20 protein-coding genes are annotated in these 22573 nt (G+C 46.7%); 9 read left to right on the top strand and 11 right to left on the bottom strand.

Going from position 1 to position 22573, the window contains the following annotated elements:
* Positions 1-66 precede the first annotated feature (66 nt).
* Entirely contained in the window at positions 67-3480 is a 3414-nt protein-coding gene (locus ACA086_RS07805; RefSeq protein WP_371002779.1) for an amidohydrolase family protein, read from the top strand.
* 31 nt (positions 3481-3511) lie between these two features.
* On the opposite strand, the gene ACA086_RS07800 is transcribed toward ACA086_RS07805, so the two are convergent.
* The 6 genes from ACA086_RS07800 to ACA086_RS07775 all read right to left on the bottom strand — a co-directional run bounded on the left by ACA086_RS07800 (position 3512) and on the right by ACA086_RS07775 (position 10745).
* Positions 3512-5017 (bottom strand): S10 family peptidase, encoded by a 1506-nt coding sequence (locus ACA086_RS07800; RefSeq protein ID WP_371002778.1) that lies wholly within the window; start codon positions 5015-5017, stop codon positions 3512-3514.
* Positions 5018-5055: 38 nt separating this feature from the next.
* Positions 5056-6675 carry a family 20 glycosylhydrolase gene (locus ACA086_RS07795; RefSeq protein ID WP_371002777.1) on the bottom strand — a complete coding sequence of 540 codons (1620 nt, stop codon included), beginning with the start codon at positions 6673-6675 and terminating at the stop codon, positions 5056-5058.
* Positions 6676-6681: 6 nt separating this feature from the next.
* A complete protein-coding gene (locus ACA086_RS07790; protein WP_371002776.1) occupies positions 6682-7341 on the bottom strand; it encodes a GDSL-type esterase/lipase family protein in 660 nt (219 codons plus the stop codon).
* Between the two features lie 19 nt (positions 7342-7360).
* The gene (locus ACA086_RS07785) at positions 7361-8242 is read right to left on the bottom strand and encodes an alpha/beta hydrolase (protein ID WP_371002775.1); all 882 of its coding nucleotides are present in this window, start codon (positions 8240-8242) and stop codon (positions 7361-7363) included.
* A gap of 67 nt (positions 8243-8309) precedes the next feature.
* Positions 8310-9074: an SOS response-associated peptidase gene (locus tag ACA086_RS07780; RefSeq protein ID WP_371002774.1), complete on the bottom strand. Its 765-nt coding sequence runs from the start codon at positions 9072-9074 to the stop codon at positions 8310-8312.
* Positions 9075-9083: 9 nt separating this feature from the next.
* Complete coding sequence (locus ACA086_RS07775; RefSeq protein ID WP_371002773.1) at positions 9084-10745, bottom strand: amidohydrolase family protein; 1662 nt, start codon at positions 10743-10745, stop codon at positions 9084-9086.
* 120 nt (positions 10746-10865) lie between these two features.
* Between ACA086_RS07775 and mazG the strand changes: the two genes are divergently transcribed.
* From mazG to ACA086_RS07750, 5 genes are read left to right on the top strand one after another with little or no spacing between them, the layout of a single operon-like run.
* On the top strand, positions 10866-11639 hold the full coding sequence (mazG, locus tag ACA086_RS07770; RefSeq protein WP_371002772.1) for a nucleoside triphosphate pyrophosphohydrolase: 774 nt from the start codon (positions 10866-10868) through the stop codon (positions 11637-11639).
* 16 nt (positions 11640-11655) lie between these two features.
* Positions 11656-13041 carry an MATE family efflux transporter gene (locus ACA086_RS07765; RefSeq protein WP_371002771.1) on the top strand — a complete coding sequence of 462 codons (1386 nt, stop codon included), beginning with the start codon at positions 11656-11658 and terminating at the stop codon, positions 13039-13041.
* 20 nt (positions 13042-13061) lie between these two features.
* The gene (locus ACA086_RS07760; RefSeq protein ID WP_371002770.1) at positions 13062-13289 is read left to right on the top strand and encodes a hypothetical protein; all 228 of its coding nucleotides are present in this window, start codon (positions 13062-13064) and stop codon (positions 13287-13289) included.
* The gene (locus ACA086_RS07755; RefSeq protein ID WP_371002769.1) at positions 13282-13860 is read left to right on the top strand and encodes a phosphatase PAP2 family protein; all 579 of its coding nucleotides are present in this window, start codon (positions 13282-13284) and stop codon (positions 13858-13860) included. The genes ACA086_RS07760 and ACA086_RS07755 overlap by 8 nt, the downstream gene beginning before the upstream one ends.
* A complete protein-coding gene (locus ACA086_RS07750) occupies positions 13857-15515 on the top strand; it encodes an ArnT family glycosyltransferase (RefSeq protein ID WP_371002768.1) in 1659 nt (552 codons plus the stop codon). The genes ACA086_RS07755 and ACA086_RS07750 overlap by 4 nt, the downstream gene beginning before the upstream one ends.
* Positions 15516-15518: 3 nt before the next feature.
* Here ACA086_RS07750 and ACA086_RS07745 read toward each other — a convergent pair whose 3' ends face one another.
* The 5 genes from ACA086_RS07745 to ACA086_RS07725 are packed head-to-tail and all read right to left on the bottom strand — an operon-like array spanning position 15519 to position 19906.
* Positions 15519-16385, bottom strand: a complete 867-nt coding sequence (locus ACA086_RS07745; RefSeq protein ID WP_371002767.1) for a lysylphosphatidylglycerol synthase transmembrane domain-containing protein — start codon at positions 16383-16385, stop codon at positions 15519-15521.
* A complete protein-coding gene (locus tag ACA086_RS07740; protein WP_371002766.1) occupies positions 16369-17328 on the bottom strand; it encodes a glycosyltransferase family 2 protein in 960 nt (319 codons plus the stop codon). Before ACA086_RS07740 ends, ACA086_RS07745 begins: the two co-directional genes overlap by 17 nt.
* Before the next feature lie 33 nt (positions 17329-17361).
* Positions 17362-18408 (bottom strand): methylmalonyl Co-A mutase-associated GTPase MeaB, encoded by a 1047-nt coding sequence (gene meaB / locus ACA086_RS07735; RefSeq protein ID WP_371002765.1) that lies wholly within the window; start codon positions 18406-18408, stop codon positions 17362-17364.
* Complete coding sequence (locus ACA086_RS07730; RefSeq protein ID WP_371002764.1) at positions 18405-18971, bottom strand: DUF2911 domain-containing protein; 567 nt, start codon at positions 18969-18971, stop codon at positions 18405-18407. The genes meaB and ACA086_RS07730 overlap by 4 nt, the downstream gene beginning before the upstream one ends.
* Positions 18972-18997: 26 nt before the next feature.
* Complete coding sequence (locus ACA086_RS07725) at positions 18998-19906, bottom strand: aldose epimerase family protein (RefSeq protein ID WP_371002763.1); 909 nt, start codon at positions 19904-19906, stop codon at positions 18998-19000.
* A gap of 102 nt (positions 19907-20008) precedes the next feature.
* Here ACA086_RS07725 and ACA086_RS07720 point away from each other — a divergent pair, with 102 nt between their 5' ends.
* From ACA086_RS07720 to ACA086_RS07710, 3 genes are read left to right on the top strand one after another with little or no spacing between them, the layout of a single operon-like run.
* Entirely contained in the window at positions 20009-20551 is a 543-nt protein-coding gene (locus ACA086_RS07720; protein ID WP_371002762.1) for an RNA polymerase sigma factor, read from the top strand.
* Positions 20535-21119, top strand: coding sequence for a hypothetical protein (locus tag ACA086_RS07715; RefSeq protein ID WP_371002761.1), 585 nt, complete (start codon positions 20535-20537; stop codon positions 21117-21119). The genes ACA086_RS07720 and ACA086_RS07715 overlap by 17 nt, the downstream gene beginning before the upstream one ends.
* Positions 21091-22572 carry a DUF4097 family beta strand repeat-containing protein gene (locus ACA086_RS07710; protein ID WP_371002760.1) on the top strand — a complete coding sequence of 494 codons (1482 nt, stop codon included), beginning with the start codon at positions 21091-21093 and terminating at the stop codon, positions 22570-22572. Before ACA086_RS07715 ends, ACA086_RS07710 begins: the two co-directional genes overlap by 29 nt.
* Position 22573 lies beyond the last annotated feature (1 nt).

Genomic DNA, 22573 nt, shown 5'->3' with positions numbered 1-22573 from the left:
CAATTTTTATCACATTCATCCCGTCAATAATCTCTATATTAGGAGTCTAATCAAAAAGCACTTCTAATGACTCGATTCCGGTATCTACTGTTACTTTGCCTCAGTTTTTTTATTTCCCAATCTCAACTTTTATTTCCCCAGGATAGCCTATCAACCCCCGATTCCCTAAAAAAGGCAACGAAAGAACTGCCTCTGGAACCCGAGCGCAGCATCAATTTTACTACGAGCCAGGGCACCTGGATTTCTTTAGATGTAAGCCCTGACGGGAAGACCATTGTCTTTGATCTTATGGGGGATATCTATTCCATTCCCATTACGGGAGGAAAGGCGACTGCTTTAACTTCAGGACTGGCCTATGATGTTCATCCCAGGTTTAGTCCGGACGGTAAGTCGATTGCTTTTATTTCCGACAAGAGTGGTTCAGACAATATCTGGACGCTAAGCCTTTCAGATAAAGAAGAAAAACAAGTAAGCAAGGATAGTAAACACAACTTTTTTTCGGCAGAGTGGACCCCTGACGGGGAGTATATTGTGGGCGCCAAAGGGAGAAGAAATATAAAATTTCAGATCTATCACAGGGAAGGAGGATCGGGAAGCGCCCTGATCAGCGAACCTAAAAACCTGAAAGTTATTGATCCTGCTTTTAGTGCAGATGGAAAACTGCTTTACTTTTCACAAAGGAGGAATGCCTGGAATTACAATGCTCAGTTGCCACAATACCAACTGGGAACTTACGATATGGAAGATGGGGAGATGGATGTAATCACCTCCAGATACGGTTCTGCATTTACCCCCACACTTTCCCCTGATGGGCAGTGGTTGGTATTTGGTAGCCGATTTGAGGCCCAGACCGGACTCGTATTAAGCAATCTGAAAACAGGAGAGGAACGATGGCTGGCTTACCCGGTTCAGCGAGACGAACAGGAGTCTATTGCCCCTTTGGGCGTCCTGCCTGCTATGTCGTTTACCCCTGATAGCAAAAAGTTGGTGGCGTCATACGGAGGAAAGATATTTTCAATCGACATTGAGAACAATTCGGCTACAGAGATTCCTTTTTCTGCTGATATAAATTTAGACCTGGGTCCCAGGCTGAAGTTCCAATATCCCATTGAAGATACTCAACAAGCTCTGGTCACCCAGATCCGAGATGCGAAACCTTCCCCTGATGGAAAGAAACTGGCGTTTACCGCTTTGAACAGATTATATGTGATGGACTTTCCCGATGGGACACCCAGAAGGCTCACAGATAATGAATTCACCGAGGCGCAACCCACCTGGTCTCCGGATGGGAAATGGATCGTATTTACCTCCTGGAAACCTGGAGGTGGCCATCTCTTTAAAGTCAATACAGACGGAAGACCAAGGCCGGTGCAGCTAAGCAGGGAGGCCGGGATATACAGTTCTCCGGAATGGTCTTACAACAGCAATAGGATTGCCTTTTTACGAAGTACTGCACAGGCATATGAGGATGCTACAGGGCCTGTAGTAAGGGGAGCGAGGGAAGATTTAGTCTGGATTTCAACAGATGGTGGTTCCATCCAGTTTATAGATACCTCAAAAGGCAGGGCTCAACCTCATTTCACTAAAATTGATGACCGTATTTATCTGAGTCATTCTACCAAGGGATTGCTTTCCATTCGATGGGATGGCACCGATGAGAAAGTACACCTGAAACTAAAAGGGATAGAAACCTATGGATCACAGGATATATTTGGTAAGGACCATTTCGATGTGCCTGAACAACAATACCTCCCTATGATAGAGGACAATAGGGAAGATAATGATAAGGCTTCACGGCCCTCAGAAATCCGGATATCCCCTGATGGTAAAACGGCACTGGCACAGATCAATAACGATATCTATACTGTAATCATACCCAGATACGGTAAGACCCCTACTATTTCTGTCGCGTCTGCTGATAAAGCCGCTTTCCCGGCGATGAAACTTACAGTGATGGGGGGCGAATTTCCAGCCTGGTCTTCAGACAGCAAAAAAGTTCACTGGTCGTTAGGTGCCAGTCATTTCCGATACGACCTTGAAGCCGGAAAGAGCTTTAAGGACAGTCTGGCAGCAGCCAAGAAAAAGGAGAAAGAACTGGGGGAATTAAAAAAGAAAAAGGACTCAACTGATACAGAAAAGGCAGAGGAGAAGGAAGAAGATACGGAAACGTTTAAAGCTGAAGAATTTAAAATAAAGGTGAATTACACCAGGCAGATTCCGGAGGGAATGCTTCTGCTCAAAGGAGGACGTATTATCAGTATGAAGGGGGATGAGGTGATTGAAAGAGGAGATATACTGATAGAGAATAACCGAATAAAAGCCATAGGGGCCAGCGGTTCGTTTGCGGTGCCCGAAGAAGCTACAGTTATAGACGTAAGCGGAAAGACCCTGACACCAGGATTTGTGGATACACATGCGCATATGTGGCCGAAATGGGGCATTCATAAAAACCAGGTATGGATGTATTCTGCCAACCTGGCCTATGGGGTAACCACCACAAGAGATCCTCAGACAGCAACAACGGACGTACTTACCTATTCCGACATGGTTGAAGCCGGAATGCTTCACGGACCCCGGGTGTACAGTACAGGTCCGGGTGTAGGGTTCTGGAGGTATAAGATCAAAAGTCTCGACCACGCCAAGGAAGTACTTAAACAGTACAGTGAATACTACAATACAAAAACCATCAAGATGTATCTAGTGGGGAACAGGCAGCAACGGCAATGGGTCATCATGGCGGCAAAAGAGCTGAAGTTGATGCCTACTACGGAAGGAGGGCTCGATTTCAAACTCAATATGACACAACTACTCGATGGATATCCAGGACACGAGCATTCGTTACCCATTTATCCTATTTATAATGACGTGGTTAAAACGATTGCTGATTCAAAAATGGCCGTTACACCTACCTTGCTGGTTTCTTACGGAGGGCCATGGGCAGAGAATTACTACTATTCGCGGGAAGATGTCTGGGGCGATAAAAAAATCCAGTATTTTACTCCCTACGAAGAACTGGCCAACAAATCGAGAAGGAGGCCGGGCTGGTTTATGGATGAGGAACATGTTTTTCAAAAGCATGGGGTTTTTATGAAGGACCTGGTTGAGGCAGGTGGACTTGCAGGAATAGGAAGTCACGGACAATTACAGGGACTTGGTTTCCACTGGGAACTGTGGTCTGTAGCAAGCGGAGGGATGGAAAATCACGATGCCTTAAAAGTAGCCACCATCCAGGGAGCTACGGCCCTAGGCCTGGAAAAGGACCTTGGGTCACTGGAGGTTGGTAAATTAGCTGATATAGTTATCCTCTCAGGGAATCCTCTGGAATCGCTGCGCAATACCAATACTTTAACGCATGTGATAAGAAATGGAACGGTGTACGAGGCTAATACCCTTGATGAGGTCTGGCCTGTAGCTAAAAAGGCGGAAGCATTCACCTGGCAAACGGTAAAACCCGAAGGCTTACCGGGAACAGACAAATAAGCGAGAAAATCAAAATACCTCCTGTTGTTTATCAGCGGGAGGTATCCCTGATAAATTCCGATACATCCTCCTTAAATTTGGCCATCGAAGGTGGGTGGGTATACATCATATGCCCGGCTTCGTAATACTTCATGATGATATTGTTCTTGATTTCCGGGGTTAGGCCCAGGTGATTGATACTGTGCTCTACCCCATAGAAGACTGTGGCGATGTCATAAATTCCGTTGAGAATCAAAACCTTTACATTGGGGTCCCTCGACATGGCCTGGGCCATATCTATTCCGGTATTGATGGCTGCTTGTGCTCCCCAACGGTCGTTCCCTACGTGTTTCCAATCCCATTTAAAACCTTGTCGTTCATAGGCGGAAGTTGCGTAATGCAATTTCTTGTCAACCTTCAGTTCCCGGTGGAAGTAGTCCAGAAAACCGGCGGTATAAGCCGGAGAGATGGCCGAACTCTGGGGATCGTGGTTCCCTTCCTGCGCAAGCAGGTCCTGGTTGATCCCGGTAAAACGTGAATCGAGCCTACCTACGATCTGCCCCTTATCCCGTAAGAATTCTGCAAAGAATTCGCTGTTGGTCACCCTGAGGTCTGCCTTTAACCAATAATCTGCTGAGGTACCCGTGAAAGCGGCTAGTTTTATAGCTATATCTGATTTTTCAGTTTCCGTAAGCTGATCCCCCTTAAAAAGGGCCGGGGTGTATTCCTCTTCGGTAAACCTTCTTACCTCGTCTAAAAAAGTGTACACATCTTCAGGTTTATCACTAACCATATCGTGGTACCAGGCTGTTGCGGCATAGGTGGGAAAATGAACAATATAAGGGAGGTCGTCATCAGGGGGGAAGAGCAGGGTGCGAAGGTCAAAAACCGCCGAGACCATGATAACCCCATTGAGGGCAATCCCGTCTTGTAAAAGCTTATTCATCAGTCCAGCATTCCTGAAGGTCCCGTAACTTTCCCCCAAAAGATACTTGGGGCTGTTCATCCTGTCGTTGGCAATCAGGAACTGCCTGATAAACAATGATAAACTTTTGATATCCTGGTCTACACCCCAGAAATCCTTGAATTCTGCCTTTCCCAGGGGTACACTCAGGCCGGTGCCCACCGGATCGATCATGACCAGGTCGGCTACATCCAGAATGGAATAATTGTTATTGACCAGCTGATAGGGTGCGGCGGGGGTGTATTCTGGGTCGTTGACAACAATTCTTTTTGGTCCCAGTATTCCCATGTGCAACCAGTAGGAGGAGGAACCGGGTCCGCCGTTATAGGCAAAAACGATAGGTCTTCTCCTGGTATTTATTTCCCTCTTGTCCCCTTTTGTATAAAAGGTATGCCCCATCAGGGCCAGTGGTTTGTTTTTTTCATCCCGAACTTCAAAGGTACCTGCCTGGGCGCTAAGATAATGGGTCCTTCCATTGATGTTTACACTCTGCATGGTGGTGACCACCTCTGCTTTGGGCAGGGTGTCGTTGTCATTCTGGCCCTGAAGGACCAGACATGAAATCATGGCGAGTAACAGGAACTTGATTTTCATATGTTTAGGTTTTGGTTAATTACGGTTATTTTAATGGATCAATCCTTGAGGATTTCCCTGGATTTCTTTTCGGCTTGCACCCAGTCTATTCGAGGAGAAGGATAGAAGGCTACATTCATCCGCTCCATAAAAGGCGCCTGATTGGCCAGCCTTACTTTAAAATCCTCCCAGTCGCGGTTTTCCTCCAGACTCCAGCTCAGCTCGGCATAGCCGATGACCCTGGGAAAAGCGAGGTATTCCAATTCTTCAATATTGCTGATGGTCTCAGACCAGAGTGGCGCTTCCACTCCCAGGATCTGATCTTTGGGAATGTCTGGCACATAGGACTCCGGACTCCAGACATAAGCCGTATCTACCGGGATGTAGGCTGCCCAGTGTAAGCCGTGTTTCGATAGCGTATCGTATTGCATATCGAGATAGGTTTTCTTGGCGGGGGAAAGGATCACCTTCATACCTTTTTCTATGGCGGTGGTCGCATTTTTCTCACTCGACCAGAATTGGGCAATGGAGGTGCTGTCTACATCGGCCTGGGCGATTTCATCCCATCCAATCATTTGCTTGCCGTGTTTCTGAACTATCTTTTCTACCCTGTTGACAAAATAAATATAGTCGGCTTTTTTGGTGGCATGACTCTCATCACCACCAATATGAAAATAAGGCCCGGGAGTGATCGCCGATATTTCCCTGACCACATCATCGATAAAGGCATATACGGTATCCTTGCGGGTGTCAAATGTGCTGAAGCCTACCCTTGTGCCTTCATAGAGTTTCAGGGGTTTACCTGTCCCGTCTAAAAAGGGGTAGGACACAGATGCAGCATTGGTATGTCCGGGCATATCCACTTCAGGGACGATGGTCATGTAATTGTCAGCAGCATAGGCCACGATTTCCTTATAATCGTCCTGAGTAAAAAACCCACCGGCTTCGCCCCCAACCTCAGTGCTTCCGCCGACCTCTGTAAGTTTAGGCCATGCTTTTATTTCAATACGCCAGCCCTGGTCATCGGTAAGGTGGAGATGGAGTACATTGATCTTGTAATAGGCTAGCAGGTCTATATATTTTTTTACATCTTCCACACTAAAGAAATGGCGGGCCACATCGAGCATGGATCCCCTGTATCCAAAATTGGGATGGTCTTCAATGGTTCCGGAAGCTACAGGCCAGATAGAATGCTCAGCAAGGGTGTCATTACTGATTTCAGGGATCAGCTGCCTGATGGTTTGCACTCCCCTGAAAGCAGCTTCTGTGGTTGGGATTTCAAGGATGATGGAATCCTGCCTGATCGATAAGGTATAGGCCTCATTATTGGGCCAGTTGCCTTCCTTTTTCTGAGACAACAGTATAACCGGATCGCCTTCTTGCATGTTTAATGGGTTCACTTCAAGTCGTAACCCGGTCTTGCCGCTGATCTTTTCAGCGAGAAAAGAAGCTACCTCTTCCAGGCCGTCTTCTTCTCCTGAGGTAATTATACTGGTAAACTGATCGAGCCGGAAACTCCCTTGTGTGGCAATCATCCGGGTGGGGATGGGAACAAGGTTTTCTGCATTGAGATCGAGGGCCGGCATGGGGATCTCCTCTTTTGCCTCATCACAGGAGGTTACCATCAATAGTAATGTCAGGATAAATACACTTCCAGACACAGATTTTAAAACATTCATATATTCTTAATTTAAGTGCGATTTAAGTACTTCGTACCACAAGGAGTATCCTTTATCATTCATGTGGAGGCCATCTTCCACAAATAAACTGTCGTCTACTTCCTCCCCGCGAATCATCACATCCCATACATTGGCATAGGCCACCCGGGATGTTTTGTTTGCATATTTTTGAAACTTGCGATTGAGTCGGAGATAACGTCTTTTCAGATGCCATCTGTCCGGACTTGGCTTGGCAGCAATAAGGACAATATCTGTGTTTGGAAATTCGGTCCAGATTCGATTAAGGATCTTTTTGGTTGTACGCAGAACCCTTGCCGGACTTCTCTTGAAACTAATGTCATTATCTCCTTCATAGATAAATACCTTGGTCGGATGGTAATCCAGGATCAGAGGGTTGATAAATTCCAGAAGATCTGCCGCCTCCGAACCTCCAAAACCGGTATTGATGATCGGGTGGCCCGGGAAATATTCCTCCAGTCCTTCCCATAATCGGATACTGGAACTTCCGGTAAAAACAACGGTTTTCTGATTCTTGGACCTGAGGTGTTTATATCTCTCTGTGATCAGTTCGACCTCCTCACTAAAGTCGGTTCCTTTCTGAGCTGTTACAAAAAAACAACCGGCCCAGACAAACAAGATCAGGTAGATAAATTTTAAACGCATCATTCGCTTAGTCATAAAAATATCAATCGACAGATGCAACGAGTTCTTCAGCGACAGCCCAGTCGTAAAAGCGCTCTATCCAGGTATCCGAGGGCAGGCCCTGTTCTTTCATCCCAAAGCCATGTCCGCCTTTGGAATACATATGCAGGGAAGCTTTTTTACCCGCCTGATACCAGGACTGGTACAGGGCAACACTGCCACTGGCGAGACCCAGAGGGTCGTCTGAAGCACAGATTACAAGCATGGGAGGGACATTTTCAGATACTTCCTGCACCGGCATGGCATCGGTCCAGGCATAGACCGGTACCAGGAAATCGGGACGGGTTTGATCCGTGGCATTATAAGCTACGCCCATAGTAACCGCACCTCCTGCAGAAAAGCCCATAAAGCCTATACGGTCTTTTTTAACCCCAAGTTCATCGGCATGGGAACGGACATATTTTACAGCCGTCAGGCCATCGGCTACTGAAAGAGGCATTACAGCACCGATTAATCTTTTAAATTCCTCCAGGTTTTTACTGCTGGTTTCGTTGAGATCTTTTACCCCATCCTCTCCCGTGGGCACCAGCCTGTATTTGAGAACAAAAGCAGTAATTCCCTTTTTATTCAGCCATTTGGCCACCATATTACCTTCGCTTTCAATGCTCAAAGCATAGAGTCCGCCTCCCGGTGCTACCACCACAGAGGTGCCAGTAGCTATCGCAGGATCGGGCCTGAAAACCTGCATGGTAGGGATAGATACATTGGTTACTACTTCGTTATTCCAGATCGTTGAAAAATAGGCCTTTTCCTCTCCTTCCCATTCCAGCCCTGCAGGGATCTCATAGGGTAAGGTAATAATCTCCTGAGCCCTGATGCCGCTGATAAGCAGGAAAAAGAGTAATAGTGTACTGTAAAGTTTCATAGGGTGTGTTGATTTTTGTCTGGAGACTAAAATATGAAATTATCCTGTGCTTTTCCGCTGCAGTGATTTAATCCTGCAGTTCCGGATAAATAACTTCCTCATTGATCTCCGGCACATTCCCCGGATATTCTTTCCCCCTTAATTTGTGAACCGTATGTGCCTGCAATTCTTCTTCGGGATAGGAGTGGATCAGTTCCTGTACGGCTTTAACGTCGAGTTCTTCTTCTATTTCAATTAACCACTTTTCGGCTATCTCTTCGTCCAGCACCAAAGGCATACGAGGGCCTGATAATTTAGGATTATTGTGGATCCTGCCCATCATCTGATTTCCTTCTGTGGTAACGATGGTAAAGGTATTGAGATATTCCCCGGTCTCCGGATCGAGCCAGGGGTTCCACAATCCGGCAAAGACCAAGGGTTGCTTGTCTTTCTTATGAATGAAATATGGATAGGTCTTCCCTTTAAAATGATGATGCTCATAAAAACCATCCACATAGATGAGACAACGATGGTATTTTGCTGCCGTCCTGAAAGAAGGCTTTTCAAAAATGGTCTCTCCTCGTGCATTGAGGGTGTTGTTCCAGAGTTTTTTCTGCTGTGCCCTGTCTTTTACCCAATGAGGGACCAGACCCCAGCTAGCTACTTTAGGGTATACAGGGTCGTCCTCGGTGTAGATCAGCAATTTGGGATGCTGAAATCCGGAAGCGTGGTGTATCGGCAGGTCGGTGAGAGGAGCCAGCTTTTCTTCAATCTCCCTGATGGCGATCTCATCCCCGTATTGCCGGGCCCGTTTTAGCTGTGCCTCCAGGCTTGCTTTAATATCGTAGCACATTGGTTAAACTTATTGAGATTCTTCTTTCATCACATAACCGGGTCCCTTCACAAACCTGCCGGGAAATGCTCCGGTATGTTCCCCGTCTTGTAGCACAGGTACACCATTCACCAGCACATGTTTCATCCCTGTAGCGTATTGATGAGGTTCTTTAAAGGTGGCATTATCCGTAATGGTCTCCGCATCAAAGAGGACCACATCGGCATAGTATCCTTCTTTTAGTGCTCCCCTCTTCTCGAGCTTTAAATTTGTTGCCGGCAGGAGGGTCAATCTACGGATGGCTTCTTCCAGGGAGATTACCTTTTCCTCCCGCACAAAATGCCCTAAGAGTCGGGCAAAAGAACCATAAGCCCTGGGGTGCGTACTTTGCTCAAGGAATACCCCTTCATTGGTATAGGAACCGGCATCAGAACAGATAGCCATATAAGGCAGTGTCAGTTTTTTCTTTACATTTTCTTCAGACATGGAAAAGTAGACCACCTGAATTCGACTGTCATCCTCAAAAATGAGATCCACAACGGTTTCCCTCGCCGATTTTCCCCGCTCTTCTGCCACATCTGCCAGTGTCATTCCGATAAGATTTCTCATTTCGGGATTTCTGAAGCCCACCAGCAGTATGTTTACAGGCGGGACATGAAAATCGATCTCCGCGATCATCTTTTTTCTCATCGGAGCTTGTTTCATTAAATTGATTGTGCTGCTGTGCCCTCCTTCTTTCGCCCAGGCAGGGAGCAGTACATTTAACCCCGTTGAACTAGCATTGTACATATACATATCGGTGGTTATCTGCAATCCTTTTGCTCTGGCTTTATCCACCAGTTGAATCGCACTGTCTAGCAAATGCCAGTTGTCAGTACCCGAGGCCTTAAAGTGATAGATCTCGGCGGGTAGTTTTGCCTCTTCGGCAATGGTGATCAGCTCCTGTACTGCTTCCAGTAATTTGCCTTCCTCATCCCTTATATGTGAAACGTACATGCCATTGTTTTTTGACGCGACTTTGGCCAGGGAAATGATCTCTTCAGTCTGGGCATGACCGCTGGGAACATAGATCAGGGAAGTAGATAATCCTACGGCACCTTCTTCCATAGCCTGCTGTACGAGGCTTTCCATCTGTGCCAGTTCCTCTACGGCAGGAACCCTGTTCTCGTATCCCATGACGTATTCGCGCACAGTGCCGTTTCCGACAAAGGAGGCGATATTGGTAGAGACGCCCTTATTTTCCAGAAAGTTCATGTATTCCCCAAGCGTTCGCCAGCTTACATCGTAGGTGATGCTTTGCTGACCTTCAGCCATATTAGCGGCCATTTTTTCGTTTAAGGGTCCCATAGAACGTCCTTCTCCCATTACCTCAAGGGTTACTCCCTGTCTGATATCACTCTGCGAGCGTCCATCTTCGATCAGGGCTACGTTGGCCCAGCTAAGCATATTAATAAAACCGGGGGCAACGGTGAGATTCGTGGCATCTATTTCCTGCTTTCCTCTGGCATCGCCGAGGTCTCCCATGGCGGCAATAGTATCGGCGTTGATTCCCACATCCCCTGTAAAACCTTTCTCCCCGGATCCGTCGAGGACGTAGCCGTTTTTTATAAGGATATCAAAGGATTGGGGTTCTGAACAGCTGAAAATCCCCGTTATCAGGATAAACAGGGTAATTCTGGAAAATGATTTCATAAGTGCTTGATTTTTTCTGATGGCCACCTCGTTTTTGTCAGAGGAAGCACTTTAAAAATACTCTAAAAATTGGGCACCCCCAAAACTTTCATCTTTGTACTTTTGCGCAAAATAAATCTCATGAATTCGCGGAAAGACCAGTTAGCAGCCCTCGACCGATTACTTACCATAATGGACGAATTACGGGCGCAGTGTCCCTGGGATAAGAAACAGACCATGCAAAGCCTTCGTCACCTCACTATTGAAGAGACTTATGAACTGGGAGATGCCATCCTGGACGAAGATGCCGAGGAGATCAAAAAGGAATTGGGCGACCTTTTGCTGCACATCATTTTTTACGCTAAGATCGGATCTGAAACCGGCGATTTTGATATCGCCGATGTCTGCCATGCCATCAGTGAGAAACTCATCCACCGCCACCCGCATATCTACGGGGATGTGGATGTGGCTGATGAAGAAGAAGTAAAAAAGAACTGGGAAAATATAAAGCTGTCTGAAGGGAAGAAAAGTGTGCTGGAAGGGGTTCCTGCCAGCCTGCCTGCCCTTGTGAAGGCCAACAGAATACAGGACAAAGTGGCCGGAGTAGGTTTTGATTGGGAGGAGCCGCAGCAGGTCTTTGAGAAACTACAGGAAGAATTGGGCGAATTGCAGCAGGAAATAAATAGGGGGGAGGAGGAGCGCATCGAAGCTGAATTCGGGGATGTTCTGTTTTCCATGGTCAACTACGCCCGCTTTTTAAAAGTGAATCCCGAAAATGCCCTTGAAAGAACCAATAAAAAGTTTATCAAAAGGTTTTCCTATCTCGAATCCAAAGCCAAAGAGGCAGGTAAGTCACTCAAAGAAATGACCCTGGCCGAAATGGATGTTCACTGGAATAACGCCAAAAGCCTCTAACCCTAAACCCTTTCCTTTGTTTAAACGATATACCCGGGAATTCAGATACAATATTACCCTCTCCGTACCGGTGATCCTGGGGATGCTGGGACATACTTTTGTGGCCTTTGCAGACAATATCATGGTAGGGCAGCTGGGTACGGCCGAACTGGCGGCGGTCTCCCTGGGGAACAGCTTTGTTTTTATCGCCATGTCTCTGGGTATAGGATTTTCAACCGCCATCACCCCCCTTGTAGCTGAGGCCGATGGTGCCGGATTAAAAGAAGATGGGAAACGCGCCTTAAAGCACGGTTTGGTGCTGTGTACAGTCCTGGGTATTTCCCTATTTGGCCTTATCCTCTTGATGAAACCCCTGATGTACCTGATGGATCAGCCTCCGGAGGTGGTTGTCCTGGCCATTCCCTATCTCGACCTGGTGGCTTTTTCCCTGGTTCCCCTGATCATGTTCCAGGCCTTTAAGCAGTTTTCGGAAGGACTTTCACAGACCAAATACCCCATGTACGCCACCATCCTGGCCAACGTGCTCAATATTATCCTGAACTACCTGCTGATATTCGGATCGTTTGGATTTCCCAAACTGGGCATTGTAGGGGCTGCAATAGGTACTCTTATTTCACGCTTTGTGATGCTGGCCTTCCTTTGGATCCTGCTGAACAAAAAGAAAAAATTTCACTTCTATGTTACCGGTTTTAATTTCAAAGTCCTGGAGAATAAAGTGATGAAAAAGATTATCAACCTCGGGTTTCCCTCAGCCCTGCAGATGTTTTTTGAAGTGGGCATTTTTACCGCAGCCATCTGGCTTAGCGGGGTGTTGGGGAAGAACCCCCAGGCTGCAAATCAGATCGCTTTAAACCTTAGTAGCATGACCTTTATGTTTGGGATGGGTCTGGGGGTGGCCGCCATGATCCGCGTAGGCAATCAGAAAGGACTTAGAGATTGGGGAGAGTTAAGGCGAATCGCCCAGTCGATTTTCTTCCTTACCCTCATCCTTGAAATTGGCTTTGCCATCCTCTTCCTGGTCTGCCGATTCTGGTTCCCCACCATTTACCTCGATGTGGATGATATCACCAACCAGGCCGACAATATGGAAGTGATTGCCCTGGCAGCGCAGCTTTTACTGGTTGCTGCCTTCTTTCAGATCTCCGACGGTTTGCAGGTGGTTATCCTGGGAGCCTTGCGAGGCCTGCAGGATGTAAAGATCCCAACAGGAATCACTTTTATCGCCTACTGGCTTATCGGTTTTCCCATCAGTTACTATCTGGGTCTGCACACCCAACTGGGCAGTACAGGAATATGGATTGGCCTTCTGGCGGGGTTAACGGCATCTGCGATTATGTTGTATCTTCGATTTAATTATTTAACCAGAAAATTAGCTTTAGAAGCTGCAGGAAGCAGTGAATAAGAATAGTCAAATATTTTTCTATGGACCTACCCAAATTTTTGTTTGGAGACAATACCGATCATCCCTCAGCCATTTTTATCATCCACACTGAATATCCCCGTTTTGTAATCAATCTTGAGAACGACGAGGTAGCATGGCTGGAAGAATTTTCCAAGGAAGATGAAAAAGAACTGGAAGTCGAAGCCAGGGAACTTTTTGAAGCCGCCAATACGTTTTACGACAGGGAAATAGCCAGATACGATGACTGAGATGTGGGAAGAACTTCTCCATATTGACAAGAATGTTTTTCTCTATCTCAATAATCTGGGAACCCCTACCTGGGATGGGTTCTGGATGTTGATGACCAACAAATTTACTTCAGTTCCCCTTTACCTTATCCTCCTGTTTCTCGCCGGACGCTCCCTTGGTTGGAAAAAAACCCTCCTTCTTTTAGTGTTTGTCGCCCTGTTGATCACCGTATGTGACCAGCTGGCCAATTTTTTTAAAATAGGAGTTGGCCGGTTAAGACCTTGTTATGATCCTGAGCTCGACGGGCTCTTCCGCCTGGTTAAATCATCCTGTGGAGGGAAATTCGGGTATTTTTCGGCCCATGCGGCAAATTCATTTGCTGTGGCTGTTTTCTTTACCCACTTTTTCCGCTCCTCTAACCGTATACTCCCCTGGTTGTTGATCACCTGGGCCCTGGTAGTTTCCTATAGCCGCATTTATATCGGGGTTCACTTTCCACTTGATGTACTCAGCGGAGCACTTGTAGGCTTGTTGATGGGCTGGCTTTTCTTCCGCTTGTATATCTTTGCTATAGACAGGACCCGACTATGATCTCATCTGCCCGATACTGGAGTTTATTTGTCCTCATCCTCCTGGTCTATGTGGCGGGCCTTTTTGTTACCCTTTTTGAAAACGATTCAGCACAGTTTGCGGTGATGGCTATGCGGATGGTACAGGAAAATGACTTCCTCAGCCTATTTAAAGGCCCGGAAGAATACCTGGACAAACCCCATATGCATTACTGGCTGGCCGCTCTGGCTTACAAGGTCTTCGGGATACACGACTGGGCCTACCGAATACCAGCTCTCCTTGCTACATTGCTGGGTGCATACAGTACTATGGGATTGGGTAGCTTACTCTACAACAAACAAGTGGGAAAAGTAGCCGGATTGATATTCCTGACGGCTCAGACCATCGTCCTTTCAAATATCGATGTGCGCACCGATGCCGTGCTAACAGGCTTTACCATCTTTGCCATATGGCAACTGGCAAAATATATAAAAGATGCCAGTTTACCCGCCCTTCTCCTGGGCGCTTTTGCGGCCGGCATCGCATTTTCTACCAAGGGCCAGATCGCCCTGCTGGTTATAGGGATTCCCGTATTTTTTCACCTGGCTTATTCCGGAGAATGGAAGCGACTCTTCCATTGGAAAGTACTGCTGGCCCTGTTGATATTTGCCCTCACTATCAGTCCGATGTTATACGCCTATTACCAGCAATTCGACCTGCACCCCGAAAAGGTGATCAGGGGAAAGACCAACCGAAGTGGTATCCTTTTTATCTTCTGGGAACAGAGTTTTGAACGCTTAAGCGGGGAAGGAGTGGGAAAGAATAGCAGCGACTATTTTTTCTTTTTCCATACCTTCCTTTGGGTATTCCTGCCCTGGACGCTGATCGGTTTAATTGCCTATTATTCACAATTAAAGAAATTAATTAAAACCCATTTCAGGAGGAACCCGAAATTTGAATTGCTGACCGTGGGGGGCATTGGGGTTATTTTTATCATCATCAGTTTTGCCCAATTTAAACTGCCCCATTATCTCAATATCCTGATCCCTTTGTTTTCTATTCTCGCAGCTTCATATCTCTTCGCCCTCAAAAGGAAGCAAAATACACGGGCATTAAATATCGTATTGGGCTTACAGTACTTTGTGCTGAGCCTGGTTTTTATCGCCACGGCCCTGATCTGTTTCTATGTCTTTGAGTGGGCAACCTGGCTTGCCTATGTCCCTTTGTTTATCGCCTATGCCGTAGTGGCCTATTTTATCGTAAAAAAAGAAGCACCTTATCTGCGTATTATCACCATCTCTATTCTCGCTTCGGTCCTGCTCAACGGGGTGTTGAACCTTCATTTTTATCCGGAATTATTAAAGTACCAGGGGGGATCAAATATGGCTGAGATCGTAGAGGAAAAAGACATTCCTGTAGATCGGATTCACAAGATCTCCACAAGGCATACCTGGGCACTGGATTTTTATAACCAGAACCCTGTGAATATTTCAAGCCTTGAGGAAATAAAGCAATTGCAGGACATCTGGATATATGCCAACGAAGAGGAATTAACCCGATTGGATGAGGAGGGTATTTACTGGGATATGGAATATGAAGTGGACCAATTCAGGATCACACGTTTGCAGGGAAAGTTTCTGAATCCTGAAACACGTCCTGGCATCCTTAATAAGATGTACCTGCTGCACAAACCATGATTCTTAGCGCGTATCGGGTACCGGTTTTTTAAAATGGTACCAGAATCCGGCCAGGGAAACCAAAGCCGTGATCAGGAAAAAGAGCATACTGATACCAACAGATCTTTCTTCTTCAAGACCCAGCCAAAGCGCACCGTAGAGGAATACCAGTTCCCGGCTTCCGATTCCACCAATGGTAAGGGGAATTACGGAGACGATGGAGGAGATAAGGAAAATAAAGAGATATTCCCGGGTGGCCACTTCAATATCCAGCGCCTGAAGAATAAAAAGGACACTCCCGAGTTGTGCGAGCTGCACCAGGGCCGATAACAGGTTTGTTTTCCAGAAAATCCCCAGGACATAGGAGAAAAAACGGGCGTAAACTACCCTGAAAACAACAATACTTAGTGGAATACACGCCAGGAACAGCCAGCGAAAAGAGACTACCTCAGGGGCGTCTATTATCATGCCGATGATACAGGCAATGACAAAGAGTAATAAGAGTCCGCTTAGCCTGTCAAGCAGAAGAACAGCAACCACCCTTTTGGTCTTTACCTCAAAATGCTGTTTAAGGTAGTATCCTTTATAGGCATCCCCGCCAATACCCCCCGGTAAAAACAGGTTGTAAAACATTCCCAGGAGATAGAGCCTGAGGTTGGTCTGAGTACTCAGGGGAATTCCGATTTTGTGAAAATAGATGTTGAGGCGGAAAGCTGCTACCCCTTTTGAGAAAATGAACAATAGTAAAGCCCCAAACAGGTAAAGCGGGTTTACCGTCTTAAGGGAAGTCCAGACCTCCTTAAACGGTATTTTGGTAAAAATAAAATAGAGCAGGGCAGCACTAACGAGGATCTTTAAAAGGGTAATGCCTTTTTTACGCAGTTTTGCCACCTATGTTGACGTTTTTAATACGGTAGGGTCGTTTGCTCTGCGATTCGTAATAGGTGCGAATAAGCAGTTCCATGACGATACCGATGGTGAAAAGTTGTATGCCCCCAATGATAAACATCATCCCGAAAATCAGCAATGGCCGGTTTCCGATGTCTTCTCCCAGGCCTAGTTTTACGAGCAGGAGGTAGAAATTTATCAGGATCCCGAGAATGATCAGCAATACCCCCAGGATGCCAAACAAATGGATGGGGCGCTGGAAATACTTCCTGATAAATAATAGCAGCATCATATCTGCTACTACCTTAAAGACACGTTCCAGGCCGTATTTGGAAACCCCGGCGTGGCGGGCATGGTGTTTTACCGGTACCTGTTTGATCTGTGCCCCTTCAAGGAAGGCCAAAAGGGTGATAAAGCGGTGCATTTCCCCGTAGAGGTTTAAGTCTTTGGCGATGTCTCTGGTGAATACTTTCAGGGCACAGCCGTTGTCTTTTATGTCGAGTTTCGTCACCCTTCTCACCAGGAAATTGGCGATCTTAGACGGAATCTTCTTCACCAGAGAATCTTTTCTTTTCTGACGAATCCCGGTTACCACATCAAATTCCCCGCTCAGCGCAAATTCGAGCATTTGGGGAATATCACTGGGATCATTCTGTAAGTCGCCATCCATTGTAATAATATACTCCCCCTGGGCGTAATCGAGGCCTGCAGCCAATGCAAGACTTTGTCCGTAATTTTTTTTCAGGGAGATCAGATGCACGTTCTCATCTTCCATTTCTTTGACAACTTTCCGGGTGTTGTCTTTGGAAAAATCATCTACATAAATGATCTGATACTGGTAACCCTCCAGGCTTTCATGGATCTTGGTAGTAAGTAGCTCCACGTTTTCCTCTTCGTTGTACAAAGGGACCACAATAGAAAGAAGTGCGTTGGTGTTAGGCGTCATGCAGCTGGCTTGTTGGTGGCAAATTTAGGCTTTTTATTTAAGACCTTTTGAATAGGCTTCCAGCAATTGCTCGGCCGCACGAAAGGGCGAAATACGGAGTTCCTCCACCGCTTTTTGCAGGGGTGCCATGGCTTTTTTTACTGAAGACTGATGGTAAAATTGCCGCTGCAGCAGGGATTCTACAGTCTGATGAAACCAGTAGGTATTCTGATCCTGCCTGTTGCTTTTAAAATAGCCCGATCCCTTACTCTGGATGGCAAAGGCATTGACCATCTGCCAGATCTCGGGTATGCCCGAGCCGTTGAGGGAAGAACACGTCAGCACTTTTGGGCTCCAATTACTTTCCTTTGGCGGATATAGGTGCAGTGCCCGTTCAAATTCACTCCTGGCCCGTTCTGCCCGTTTGATGTTATCTCCCTCAGCCTTGTTGATGACGATAGCATCAGCCATTTCCATAATCCCCCGTTTAATACCCTGCAATTCATCCCCGGCCCCGCTGAGTTTCAGCAGCAGGAAAAAATCGACCATGCTGTGGACAGCTGTTTCACTCTGGCCTACACCCACCGTTTCCACCAAAATCACATCGTAACCTGCGGCTTCGCAAAGTATGATACTCTCCCTGGTTTTTCGGGCTACCCCTCCCAGTGACTCCCCCGAAGGAGAAGGACGGATAAAGGCGTTGGGGTCATTTACCAGATGTGGCATACGGGTCTTATCGCCAAGGATACTGCCCTTACTCACTGTGCTGGTAGGATCTACGGCAAGCACCGCTACCTTTTTTCCCATCCCGGTAAGCATGCTGCCAAAACTCTCAATAAAGGTACTTTTCCCTACCCCGGGTACTCCCGTTATGCCTATTCTGAGCGTATCATTTTTATGCGAAAGACTTCGCTCAATGATCTTATAGGCCTTTTCCTGATGTTCGGGATTTGTACTTTCTACCAGGGTAATGGCCCTGGCCAGCATGGGCTGATCTCCCCGCAAAATACCATCCATCAATTCCTTTGTGGAAGGGGTTTTCTTTCTCCTGGATTTTAGTTCAGAAGCACTCTTTTTTCCTATGTTACCGCTTTTACTCAAGTCTTTCTGAAAATGGGCACCTGAACTTTGGTCTTATCCCACATGAGCGTGAGGAAGAGGCCGTAGTCGTCTTCAAAAGTAATGGTAAAACTTTCCTGACTGGCAGACATGTCGATGACCGAAGCTTCTACCTGTATTACATCGGTTTCAGGATTCCTGGTGGCATCCTTTCCCATACTGCTGAGGGTGGCCCCCCAATCAGGGATCTCACTGTTAAAGATGATGGTCCATTTGTCCTTGCCGGGAATGGTCCACAGGGAATAAGAACCGGCCGGCAGGGGTTTTCCCTTTACCATGATATCGGTTTTTGTCTCAAAACGGGTGGGTTCGTTGGCTCCCGTACGCCATACCTTATCGTAAGGTACCAGTTCCCCGAAAATCACACGGTCTTTTTTAGACGGACTACTGTAATTTACAAGCAGGTCATAACCACCTTCCTGGTAAACATTGGTGGTCTCCGGACTATTCTTTTTGGTCTGTTCCCTCATAAAGGGCATGGCCACAAAGTAAAATAACAAGGCCAGTACGACCAATATTCCGACAATCCATTTTAATATTTTCATTTCAGATCAATTAGGTTTATATCTGCCTAAGGTACTAAATCGAAGCTAAAAACAGATTCATTCCTATAGGTATCTCCCGGGAGTATAAGACAGGAAGGAAAGGCTGCGTGAGCAGGCGCATCGGGATAGTTTTGGGTTTCAAAACAGATAGCCGGCAGATCTTCAGGGGTATAAACCACCACAGATGGCTGGTTAGAATCTACCCGTATCCTGATCCCTGATAGGGGCGACCAGGCGATCACCTTTGGATTATGTCCCGGATCTGTGACGTAGGGAGTATCAAGTCGGGTTTTTCCCAGCGCCACCGGCTTACGAAAATCATAGGATGTATTTTCCACAGGGAGCAATTGGCCGGTTGGGACGAGGTTTTCCCCCGTTTCCAGTCGCTTTTCACTAAAAACCTGAAGCATAAGATGATCTATTTCGGCTTTCTTATCTAAACGGAAATAGCTGTGGTTGGTAAGGTTGACAACGGTGGGTTGGTCGGTGGTCGCTTTTTGGATTATACTCAGACTGTTGTCCTTTAGTTGATAGGTGACCTCTACCTTTAAATTGCCGGGGTAGCCTTCTTCCAGGTGGGGACTGAGATATTCGTAAGTTATTGAGGGATCTTTTCCTTCCTTCAACTCGGTGAGGGTCCATATCCTTTTTCCCAAGCCTTTTTTACCCCCGTGGAGGTGGACTCCTTCTTGGGAATAAATGGGATATGTCTGGTCTTCAATCTGCAACTGACTTCCGGATATCCGCCCGGCAAACCTGCCTACACAGGCACCCAAAAATCGATCATCCTCCCTGTAATCTTCGGGATTTTCAAAGCCCACAACGCAATTCACAGGTTTTCCCATCCTGTCTTTTACCATCAACTTTTGTACCACAGCACCGTAGTTGAGGGTGGTTAACTCAAGGGAATCGTTTTTAATGGTAACTTGTTTCAAGGAAGGAGAAAAATATTTGCTTAAAAATAGGATATTTTGCAACACCCCTTTTTTTAATTCGTCTTTTAAATAACAACTCAACCAACGTTGGAAACAAATCACATGATAGGTTCAGACCTGGTAGATCGCTGCAGGGCGAACGACAGGAAGGCGCAAATGGCCCTGTACAAGCAGTATTGCGAAGGCATGTTCTGTGTGGCGATGCGGTTTGTGAACCGACAGGATGAGGCAGAAGATTTGGTGCAGGAAGCTTTTATAAAGGCCTTTAAAAAGATTGAGCAGTTCAGGGGGGATGTCACCTTCGGTGCATGGTTGAAGCGAATTGTGATCAACAAATGCCTCGACTTCCTGAAAAAACAGAAAGAAAGGAGTGTCTCCATAGACGAATATGAGATGCAAATTGCGGAGGAACCCGAGTGGACAGTAGAGCAGCCGGTTTCAGTGGAAGAAGTAAAAAATGCGATGCAGAAACTGCCTGAAAAATACAAATATGTGGTGCAGCTATACCTGCTGGAAGGCTACGACCACAATGAGATAGCCGAGATTCTCGACTTGTCTCCCACTGCCAGCAGGACCCGACTTATGCGGGGGAAAGGATATTTACGTGCCTTATTAACAAAAAAAGAACATGAAACAGGATCTTAGAACATTATTTGAAGAGGAACGCGCTAAAAAGCACGAGATGAAGGCAGGGCATGAAGCCCGTTTTGAAGATCGGCTGGAAGAGGCCTTCCCAAAACAAAAACGCTCCTTCTATTACGTCCTCGGGATGGCCGCCTCAGTGGTGGTGCTGATTGGGCTGGGCTTTGTCTTTGTACAACAGATGCAGACCGAGGTACCGGTAAAAACTACCGTACTCGAAAAGCCAGCGGAAACGGAAGCGACCTATGCTATTTCCCTGGGGGACCTCTCGCCCGACCTTAAAAAAGTGGAGACTTATTATGTGAGCTCCATCAACCTGGAACTCTCCCGCCTTGAACTCTCCGAAGACAACAAGGTGATCATAGACGACTTTATGGGCAGGCTGGCTGAACTGAACACCGAATACCAGAACCTGAACCGGGAACTCAACGAAATTGGCCCCAATGAACAAACCATAGGGGCACTTATCAAAAACTTACAAATACGCTTACAACTCTTATTAAAACTCAAGGAAAAATTACATCAATTAAAATCATCAGACAATGAAACAGTTACGACTAACACAATTTAAACTTTTAACCCTGGCTCTTGTCCTTTGCGGTACAGCAGGGTTTGCCCAAAAGCAGACCAAGACCTATAAGGAAGAATTTAAGGTGGAGGCCGATGCGGTGATCGACATCAATACCAGTTATGCCGATATCGTATTTGAAACCTGGGATAAAAACGAGGTGGTGGTGGAAGGCACCATAGAACTCGAAGGCGCCACGGAAGAAGAAGCCAAAGCCTATTATGAAAAAGCCGGGATCAAGATCCTGGGGAATAGCAAAACCATCGAGGTAAGCACCTCAGGTGGCTGGGGCTGGGCCAAAATGGCCGGTTTATGGCCCGAGGGTAGCAAGATGGAATTTCACAACATCGAAATTCCGGATGTGGAGGCGATCATCAGCAATATTGAGATCCCTGAAATGCCACCCATGCCGCCTATGCCCGATATGCCACCATTGCCGCCTATGCCCGATTTCGACTTCGACTATGAAGCCTTTAAAAAGGACGGGGAGAAGTATATGAAGAAGTGGAAGAAGGAATTTAACAAGAGTTTCGACAAGGAATACCAGGATAAAATGGAAGCCTGGGGCAAGGAATTTGCCGAAAGGGCTGAAGCTAACAAAGAGGCTATGGAAGACAGGCGTGAAGCCATGGAAGAACGAAGAGCCGAAATGGATGAACATCGTCAGGAAATGGAAGAACAGCGGCAGGAAATGAGGGAGCAGGCGCAGGTAGCCCGGGAACAGGCCATGCAGGACAGGGAACGTGCCCGAAAGGAAGTCAGGGAAGTACGGGAAAAAGCTTTGTTTCAAATGAGACAATCGGATGCGCCGAGTATCTTCTTCCATTCGGAAGGCGGGGAATCCAAATCGTACAAGGTGAAAAAGACCATCAGGATCAAAATGCCAAAATCGGCCATACTGAAAATGAACGTACGCCACGGGGAAGTAAAGCTGGCAGCCAACACTAAAAACATCAATGCAACCTTGTCTTACGCAAGGTTGCATGCTTCCAGCATAGAAGGGGATAAAACACAGATCACCGCCTCCTATACCCCGGTAAAAGTGGCCCAGTGGAAATACGGCAACCTCAATACCAGCTATACCGATGTGGTAGAACTCGATGCGGTAACCGAACTCAACCTTAAATCGACCTCCTCTGAAGTGAGGATCAATAAGGTGATTAAAAACCTGTTTGGAAGGAATGATCTGGGGACCATCTATATCAGTGCGGTGGATCCCAATTTTAAGTCCATCGAAATTGAGATGAAGAACGGGGAACTGGAGTGTAATTTCCCCTCAACACCCTTTAATATCTCGGTACAGAATTCGTATTCCGACTTTAATTATCCCAGTGCATGGAAGTTGAAAGGAAGTAAAAGCGGTGGAGAAATGGTGTATACCGGCAATTCAGGGCAGGGAAATACCAACCGAATCTTTAAACTCGTCTCTGCCTACAGCTCTGTAGTACTGCAATAAG

This window comes from Muriicola sp. E247, assembly GCF_041358175.1.
Lineage (GTDB): Bacteria > Bacteroidota > Bacteroidia > Flavobacteriales > Flavobacteriaceae > Muriicola.
The sequence above is the reverse complement of the archived record's forward strand: the minus strand, read 5'-3'. Positions and strand labels throughout refer to the sequence as shown.